The organism is uncultured Granulicatella sp. (genome assembly GCF_963515095.1).
In the GTDB taxonomy this organism is placed as follows: Bacteria; Bacillota; Bacilli; order Lactobacillales; family Aerococcaceae; genus Granulicatella.
Genome location: NZ_CAUPXD010000022.1, coordinates 23,329 through 31,371 on the forward strand (window position 1 = coordinate 23,329; position 8,043 = coordinate 31,371).

9 protein-coding genes are annotated in these 8,043 nt (G+C 31.6%); 3 read left to right on the forward strand and 6 right to left on the reverse strand.

Annotated features, from left to right (window positions below; all coding sequences use genetic code 11):
• Positions 1 to 173 precede the first annotated feature (173 nt).
• Complete coding sequence (locus RWL86_RS05930; protein ID WP_314077884.1) at positions 174 to 1,850, reverse strand: hypothetical protein; 1,677 nt, start codon at positions 1,848 to 1,850, stop codon at positions 174 to 176.
• 358 nt (positions 1,851 to 2,208) lie between these two features.
• Here RWL86_RS05930 and RWL86_RS05935 point away from each other — a divergent pair, with 358 nt between their 5' ends.
• The 3 genes from RWL86_RS05935 to RWL86_RS08445 all read left to right on the forward strand — a co-directional run bounded on the left by RWL86_RS05935 (position 2,209) and on the right by RWL86_RS08445 (position 3,111).
• On the forward strand, positions 2,209 to 2,313 hold the full coding sequence (locus RWL86_RS05935; protein ID WP_314077886.1) for a putative holin-like toxin: 105 nt from the start codon (positions 2,209 to 2,211) through the stop codon (positions 2,311 to 2,313).
• Positions 2,314 to 2,609: 296 nt separating this feature from the next.
• Positions 2,610 to 2,714, forward strand: coding sequence for a putative holin-like toxin (locus RWL86_RS05940; protein WP_314077888.1), 105 nt, complete (start codon positions 2,610 to 2,612; stop codon positions 2,712 to 2,714).
• Positions 2,715 to 3,006: 292 nt separating this feature from the next.
• Positions 3,007 to 3,111 (forward strand): putative holin-like toxin, encoded by a 105-nt coding sequence (locus tag RWL86_RS08445; RefSeq protein ID WP_399534551.1) that lies wholly within the window; start codon positions 3,007 to 3,009, stop codon positions 3,109 to 3,111.
• Positions 3,112 to 3,178: 67 nt separating this feature from the next.
• On the opposite strand, the gene RWL86_RS05945 is transcribed toward RWL86_RS08445, so the two are convergent.
• The 5 genes from RWL86_RS05945 to RWL86_RS05965 all read right to left on the reverse strand — a co-directional run.
• Positions 3,179 to 3,592: a hypothetical protein gene (locus tag RWL86_RS05945; protein ID WP_314077890.1), complete on the reverse strand. Its 414-nt coding sequence runs from the start codon at positions 3,590 to 3,592 to the stop codon at positions 3,179 to 3,181.
• The gene (locus tag RWL86_RS05950) at positions 3,592 to 4,947 is read right to left on the reverse strand and encodes an AAA family ATPase (RefSeq protein WP_314077893.1); all 1,356 of its coding nucleotides are present in this window, start codon (positions 4,945 to 4,947) and stop codon (positions 3,592 to 3,594) included. The genes RWL86_RS05945 and RWL86_RS05950 overlap by 1 nt, the downstream gene beginning before the upstream one ends.
• Positions 4,948 to 5,119: 172 nt before the next feature.
• Positions 5,120 to 5,470 (reverse strand): hypothetical protein, encoded by a 351-nt coding sequence (locus tag RWL86_RS05955; protein ID WP_314077895.1) that lies wholly within the window; start codon positions 5,468 to 5,470, stop codon positions 5,120 to 5,122.
• 420 nt (positions 5,471 to 5,890) lie between these two features.
• On the reverse strand, positions 5,891 to 6,601 hold the full coding sequence (locus RWL86_RS05960) for a DNA/RNA non-specific endonuclease (RefSeq protein WP_314077898.1): 711 nt from the start codon (positions 6,599 to 6,601) through the stop codon (positions 5,891 to 5,893).
• Positions 6,602 to 6,741: 140 nt separating this feature from the next.
• The coding region (locus RWL86_RS05965) for an LPXTG cell wall anchor domain-containing protein (protein ID WP_314077900.1) at positions 6,742 to 8,043 on the reverse strand (1,302 nt) is incomplete at its 5' end.

An 8,043-nucleotide genomic window follows, 5' to 3' on the forward strand; every position in this document is an offset into this window, starting at 1 on the left:
TAGGCAATCACTTTGAATATAAAAAATATTAAATTTTTCGCCTTTTTAGCGAAATTATGATATACTAAGTTGTTTATTTTGTCAAATAAACCGACTTATCTTTATGAATTTCAACTATTTTTTGAACAAGAAAAAAGTACCTAGAATTATTTCTAAGTACTTCTTTTTTTAATTTATTTAATCACAATACTTCTCACTTCTCCATGTGGAGTAACTTGCATTTCTACCAGTTGTTCTTTTTGTACAAATGGTAAACGATTTTGAATCGTAGCTGGAGCACGATAAACTTTATCATCCACTAATAAATAGTAAATCGTATTTCCATTCACTACCACACCTTGAATATCTTGAACTTTACCTGTCACACTTGTTAAATGATCATCACTTTCTGTTCCCGCTTGTTCTGTTGGTGCAGATTGTTCATATTTTTGAATTAAACGACTTACACTTGTTTCGACATAAACGTTTTGATAATTTTCCACATCAATTAAGGCGTATTTTTTAATCAAACCTGAACCATCTTTTAAAGATAAAATATACATCGGTTTGCCATTTAAACTAATCAGTAGTGGGAAAGTTGCTTTATATCCTGTTTCTTGTACACTACCTTCTGCCGAACTCATTGCTGAGAATTCTTCTGCTGCTGATACTGGATACATTTTTGCTTCTTTTGTACGAGTATTAACTAATACGAATCCAATATTTGAATTATCTGAAGCTACTGAAGTAATTCCTGTATATAAGTAAATATCATCATTCATCGGTAAGTAATTATACCCTTTTGTAGGAACTGTCACTCCTTTTTTAGAGAAAATGGTATTCCAGAATCCTAATTTATATTTTCCATTCATTTCTAACTGATGTAAAATTAATTCCGCACTATACACACGGTCTACCCAATGAGGAATTTCTTGTAAATTATAATGCTTACTTTCACCTGTCAGAGCGTTCACCGTAATTAAACCATTCACTTCAGGCTCTCTTAAGAAAAAGTTACGACTATACGTTGAAGCAATATAATACGGCGTCCCTTCATCATCGACTTCAAAACTTGGACTACCAAATAATGTAAATGGATGATTGAAACGTAAATGACGATGAATATTACGATTGAAGTACTCTGCTTCACTATAACGAATCGGTTGATCCGGTTTCTTCACTTCCACATCCCCATTCACCATATCTACTTGCATATAATTAGGGATGCCATCTTGATGATTAGAGAACCATTTCCAAAATCCTGCATATTTTAATGGAGAAACACGATACGGATGATTTTGTATATTAATTTGCGTATAATCTTCCGCCACTTCGAATTGAGAAACTAAGTCGGTTAACGCACCGATTCGACGATTGCCTAATCTTGAGGCTGTATCACGATCAATTAATGGAATTTGAGTGACATCCGTTTTAGGAAAATCTGTCGCAAAGTCCGCATTTTGAACTTGAATCATTTTAGAATAAGATTCCGCAAAAAATAATGGAGATAAAATAAAGTAACTTGCAACAGCAATAACGACAAAAATTCCAACTATTGATAATACAATCTTTGAAATCAAGTGATTTCTAGACTGATTCTCTTGTTCCCATGAAAACTTATTCGTCGTAGTTTTAAAAGCAATACTACCTCCTGTCACCCATTCAATTGCTCCAACTAAGACTAAAATTAAGGCTAAAAACACCCAAAAAGCAGGTGAAGCATAGTGAATTGGTGGTAGATTTTTATAATAGTAAAGTCCAATAATCATTACTGCAATAACATATAAAATTGATTTTGAAAAATTCAATCGAAGGCTCTTTCCTTGTTGATTTCTCGCACTTCGATTCGCACTATTGGTTACATCTTTCATTTGTATTCCCCCTTTTGTTGTCTTCATTATATGTTTATCTTCCAGAACTGTCCATACAACTTTGGAATGATTTTAATATCTAATGAACAACAATTCATTTATAAAAAATACCGCCTTCCAACATGGTGATTGGAAAGCGGTATTTTCTAACTTTCGATAGTTAGCGGTGTTATGTGTTTATCATACAAAAAATTTTTCTAAATGTCAAACAATGTGATTTTCTACACATTTTACTGTTATTTCCATTTTATTTATGGTACACTCTCGGCGTAGAAAGTTTTAAAGCGGTGGCAATCTCTATAAAGGTAGGTGATGCTTATGAGCATCTGTTTAAAATCTATCGAAAGGGGGTTGCATTTTGTCAGTCTATGAAGCTTTGACATTGGTGTCTTCTTTTGCGACTTTACTAGTTGCATTATTGGCACTCATTGTCAAATTAATAGATATGAAAGCAAAAAAATAACACCGCTATAAACTTAGGTAGAGTTTGCGATGTTATTATAACACAATAATATCTGCCACCGTCTTTTCAACGGTCTACATCAGAGTCGAGTTGCTGCTCGGCTCTTTTTGTGTCTTTATTATATCAGATTTTCAAAAATTTTCAAACAATGTGACTTTCCGCACATTCTGCTATTATTTCCATTTCGTTTATGGTACACTCTCCTCGTAGAAAGTTTTAAAGCGGTGGCAATCTCTTATAAAGGTAGGTGATGCTTATGGGCATCTTTTCAAAATCTATCGAAAGGGGGTTGCACTTTGTCAGTCTATGAAGCTTTGACATTAGTGTGTTCTTTTGCGACTTTATTAGTTGCATTAGTAGCACTCATTGTCAAAATAATAGAAATTAAGACAAAAAAATAACACCGCTCATGACTTTGACTGATTGAGCGGTATTATTTACCCATAAATTAGCCACCGTCTTTTCAACGGTCTACATCAGAGTCGAGTTACTGCTCGGCTCTTTTTGTATCTTTATTATACCAGAACTTCAAAAATTTTCAAACAATGTGACTTTCCGCACATTTTGCTATTATTCCAATTTCGTTTATGGTACACTCTCAGCGTAGAAAGTTTTAAAGCGGTGGCAATCTCTTATAAAGGTAGGTGATGCTTATGTGCATCTATTTAAAATCTATCGAAAGGAGGTTGTACTTTGTCAGTCTATCAAGCTTTGACATTGGTGTGTTCTTTCGCGACTTTACTAGTTGCATTAGTATCACTTGTTGTCAAATTAATAGATTTAAGAACAAAAAAATAACACCGCTCTAACTTTGGAGAGTTAGCGGTGTTATACACCAAAATTCTGCCACCGTCTTTTCAACGGTCTACATTAGAGTCGAGTTACTGCTCGGCTCTTTTTGTATCTTTATTATATCAAAAACAAAATGAATTGCAAACTTCAGCCACTTCAAGTTCCCTCTCATTGTCAAACACAAGTGATAATGTCTCTCATTATCTATATACGCGCCGTCAGTATCAATGATATGAATAACCTCCTTATAGTCAGTAGGAGCATACTTTCTTTTCCCATTACCCTTAATTATTTTCGTTATTTTAGATTTGATGTTACTAGGTTCTGAGCTATAAGCGGAAGTAATATCTCCATCAGATATTTCAAAAATAACATTATCTCCATGTGTACTTGACGAATTGTACTCATCAATTAACGTATCTATAATATTTTCTAAACTAATCTGATCTGTAATACCTTCTACTATGAAGAATACTATCTTTTTCATTAAAGAAGCTCACCTGCTTTCTCAAAAGCTCTCCTAATTTTGATTTGGCTAGTATTATTATATAATTTCTCTTCTTGTCCATCCAAAACTAATGTTCTATAATACATATCTCTAATATTATTATTAGTATTAACATTCTTCATTCTTATAAATCTATTGTGTGAGTTTGATGTTGAAAAAACTAAATTAGAATTATTCAATACCTCTAATGGTCTTAGGTTATGAGAAGTAAATATTAATTGTCCCTTAGCACCTTTAGAAAGAATTTCAATAATTTCTCCTAATAAGTATTCAAATATTCCAGAATCAATTTCATCAATTGCAACAGTTAGCGCTTTATAATTATATACTCCTATTAATAAATGGATAATTGAAACAATTTTTTTTATTCCATCTGACTCATATCTTATAGGTATCTCTCTATTTCCTCTAATTGAAAGCAGTTCGACATCAACTACTTCTATACCTTCTTCATTTAAGCGTGTATTTAATAATCTTAATTCTATTTTTAATCCAGGTATTAGCTTTTCTATTACTTTATTAGATGAATCAAGTGATTTCTTGACTGCTTCAAATTCTTGTAATGAAATGGATTTTGGCTTATTTAAAGCAATAGGTATTACACCTGCCTCATGTCTATCATAACTTCTAAAAACAATCGGAATTATCAAATTAGCATCACTTAATGCCAACATTTCATTTTCTACTATAAATAAATTTGAAGTTGCATACAGTTCTAAAGCCTTAATTATTTCAAATTCCACAGGAAGCTTTTCAATTAAATTATATAAAGCTCCTGAAAATATAAAGCTTCTGCTCGTCATATAGCTTAGTTTTTTCTCAACAATCAAGTCATTTTCATCGCTAAAAAATTTTTTTAATTGTTCATATCTGTATGAAGGTTTCAAGCCATTTTTGCTATTATCAACTTCAATTAAACTTTTCTTTCTATTTTTATTCCCTTCACTGTAATCCCAATATACGACTGACTCTTTTTTTATAACAGGAATACACTCATCTCCTATTTTATCTTTAGTTATTACTACTATATATTCAGTCTCATATGTATTATTTTTAGTTTCAACAAGAAATTTTACCACTATTTTTGTTGATTTCTCATCTACCATCATATACTTAAAAACATCTTTATCCAACTGTTCTCTAGAAATCATTTTTTTTATTATACTTATTGCAGTTATTATGGATGTTTTTCCAGATCCATTTTGTCCATAAATGCCTATGATATCACTTTCAATTTTATTCGTATTCATACTTGAAAGTTTTATTTTCCCTTTATGAGTATTCTTAAAATTCTCAATGCTTATACCCATCATTCTAACAAATTCATTATTCATCCTATTCACCACCAAGTACATCATTTATAGTATCTCTCTATTTGTATTATAGTATTAAAAATAATATGTTACAACTCTAAAACTCATTTTTTATACATTTTGTATAGAATTTACGTTTAATATATTTTAAGCACCCAATAACCAAGTATCTGTTATTGGACGCTTACATAATTTATCTATTTTTCCATCTATTATTTAAGTATATCATCATTTTTTGATATAAGAATTCCATTATTCTTCCAGCATCACTTGTTGGCATTTTTATTTCACATCTTTGTGAATTGTTTCCAGGATTTTCATCTTTAAATATAACATACTGCTTATTATTTTTTTCTACGTATGTACATTTAGAATGAGAAATAGAATTTCGAATATGTCTAAAATATTGAATACTAGTCGAATCTTCAGCTGATTCATCCGGATATGTTGTAGTTACATCTAAAGAATATGAGTTAATATCTCTTTTGAATTCTACTTCCCATGAAGTAATTGTTGTTTCTTCAATAATTTCCTTTGGCATCACCAAAAGCATATAGAAAAACATTTGAAAAGTAGCAGGATTCCCTAATCTAGATTTATCCAGTATTTCTTTAATAATATCATTATTAACATTAAATACTACATTTTCTTTATAATATTCGCTATTTAAAAAATTAAGTCCATCTAAAGTTTCAATTAAAGATATTGTTGCTAATCATTGGCAGATAAGCGATTCATGACCTCTTAATTCCATTTTATTTTTATCTCCTTTTTATTCATAATTTTTTATTAAATTCGTAAATTATTAAGTTAAGTGTAACAAAATCCTTCTAATTTGTCTCTGAAACACAAACACTTATATATTCAAATTGCTTATATATTTATCGTATTATAACATCTTCACCATCACTTTCCTTATTATCCATAACATATCCTTTCCAACACTCATTTACTTAACAAAGACTCATTTCTTTTTCTTAACCACAACAACATCAGTATCTAAATAATTCGGTATGAAGACACAAAACTTATTTGTATCTTCCTCATCAAAATCATAATTGATAAAACGTTCAATACTATCTTCCATATTTTGTATTTCTTCTTTATTCCTACACTTAAAAGCTATTATCACATTTCCTATAGGATAATCTTTAGTATCTTCCTCAAAAATTGGCACAACCTTATATAGTACTTCGTCACCTTGTTCTAACCAATTGATTACCTTATCTTCAAAATATGCTTGACCTAAAATACCAGAATGCTTTAAATTATTTAAATTTGCATTAATCCACTGAGGATAGATATTATCTGGATTATTTTTAGAAAAATTAAAATCATAATACTCTATGTAAGGTTCAAATTGCTTTGCAATTAAGTGTCCTCTATGACATAAAACATTATATCTTCTAAGATTTCTAGCTTTTATTAACTTATATTTTCTCTTTTTAATCTTGTTTTTATCACCTTTTGTATTTCTACTTTTCACTGGAAGTGTATCTTTCAACTTCCAAAACTCTGAGTCAATACAAAAAGTTCCAGAAATTCTATAATAATTATGATCTAGTTTAAATTTAATTGTAATATTAGTATTTGGCAAATTATCGTTTAAAATCCTACACAATTCCGAATTATTTTTAATATTTAATTGGTCTAAAATATCTTGTTCATTTAACATTCTATTTCCCTCCGATTTGCATTTAACCGCTTACATTCTAACTTAAAGAAAGCCGGATAGAAAGGCTTTCTTTGGTCTTTCTATCCGTTTCTTTCTTCAAGGTTTGTACTTGCAATTATTCATTCATGTTGCTGAATTGATTAATTGTTTTGTGTCTCTTCCTCTTCTTCGTCTTCTTTCTTCACAGGGATTATTAATCCTAATCCTGCAAGGATTGAAGCTGCTGCTGCAGAGAAAATTCCAACACCTTTTGCCGTACCAGTATTTGGCAAGATGTTTTGAGAAGCTTTTGACTTCGTAGTTGTATTCTCTGTTTCAGCTGGTGCTTCAGGTGTTGATTCTGGTTTGTTATCTCCACCTTGTTGTTCTCCATTACCTTCTGGTTTAGTTGGAGTTACTTTTCTGAAGATATGAGTTACAACATCACCTTTAGTTTCTGTTCTTACAAATACATAACCTTCAATTTCACCATGTTCGTATGCTTCATTTGCTTCACCTAATACTGCTGGTTTCAATATATTATCTTGTTCATCAGTCCATTTTGTGATGATTAATTCTGGAACTTCTAATTTTTTAGAATCCCCCTTAGCAAATTCAATTACTAAGTCTGTCCCTGGAATTGTATGACTGATTCCTGTTGTTGGATCTGTCACTGTTGCTGTGCCGTCGTCTTCTACTGTTACTTCCTTACCTGGGTTCTTAGCTTTGACTTTATCTGCCACTTGTTTTTTCTCTTCTTGAGTTAAGTGTGCTTTGTCTTTCGCTGGAACCTTGTCGGTTGGTTTCACTGGTTCGAAGTCTTTAACAGTTAAATCTTTAACTGGGATTACTTTAGACTGACCTGTTTTTGGATCTGTTATAGTAACATTTCCTTTATCGTCGACTTTAACATCCATATTTGGATTAGATTTTTTAACTTTTTTCTCTAATTCTGTTTTTACTTCTGATGTTAAATGTTCTGGGTCTGGAACTACAATCGGTAGTGGAATTTCAACTTCAAACTCTCTTGCTGGCTCACCTTTCAAAATATAAACTTTCACTGGATCATTTGCTGTTCCTTCGTTACTTACGTCACTGTTGCCTTTCGTTGCTACTGCTTTGACTGCTGTTCCATCTTTAGCTACTGTGTGGTCTAATGTCACCAATCCTGTTGTTGGATTTACTGTTACTCCTGGGGTATTTGATTTATCTTTCCATACTCCATCTTCTTTCGCAATTTCAATGGTTTTCTCAGTTGTTCCATCTGTTGGTGTGAACGTTACTTTGACTTTATCCACTTCTCCTGTCGGTGTTACACTTACGCTTGCGTTCGCTGGATCTGCTGCCACTACTGGGGCTGCTGGTTTCGCTTCTTTCACTGGATCATTTGCTGTTCCTTCGTTACTTGCGTCACTGTTGCCTTTCGTTGCTACTGCTTTGACTGCTGTTCCATCTTTAGCTAC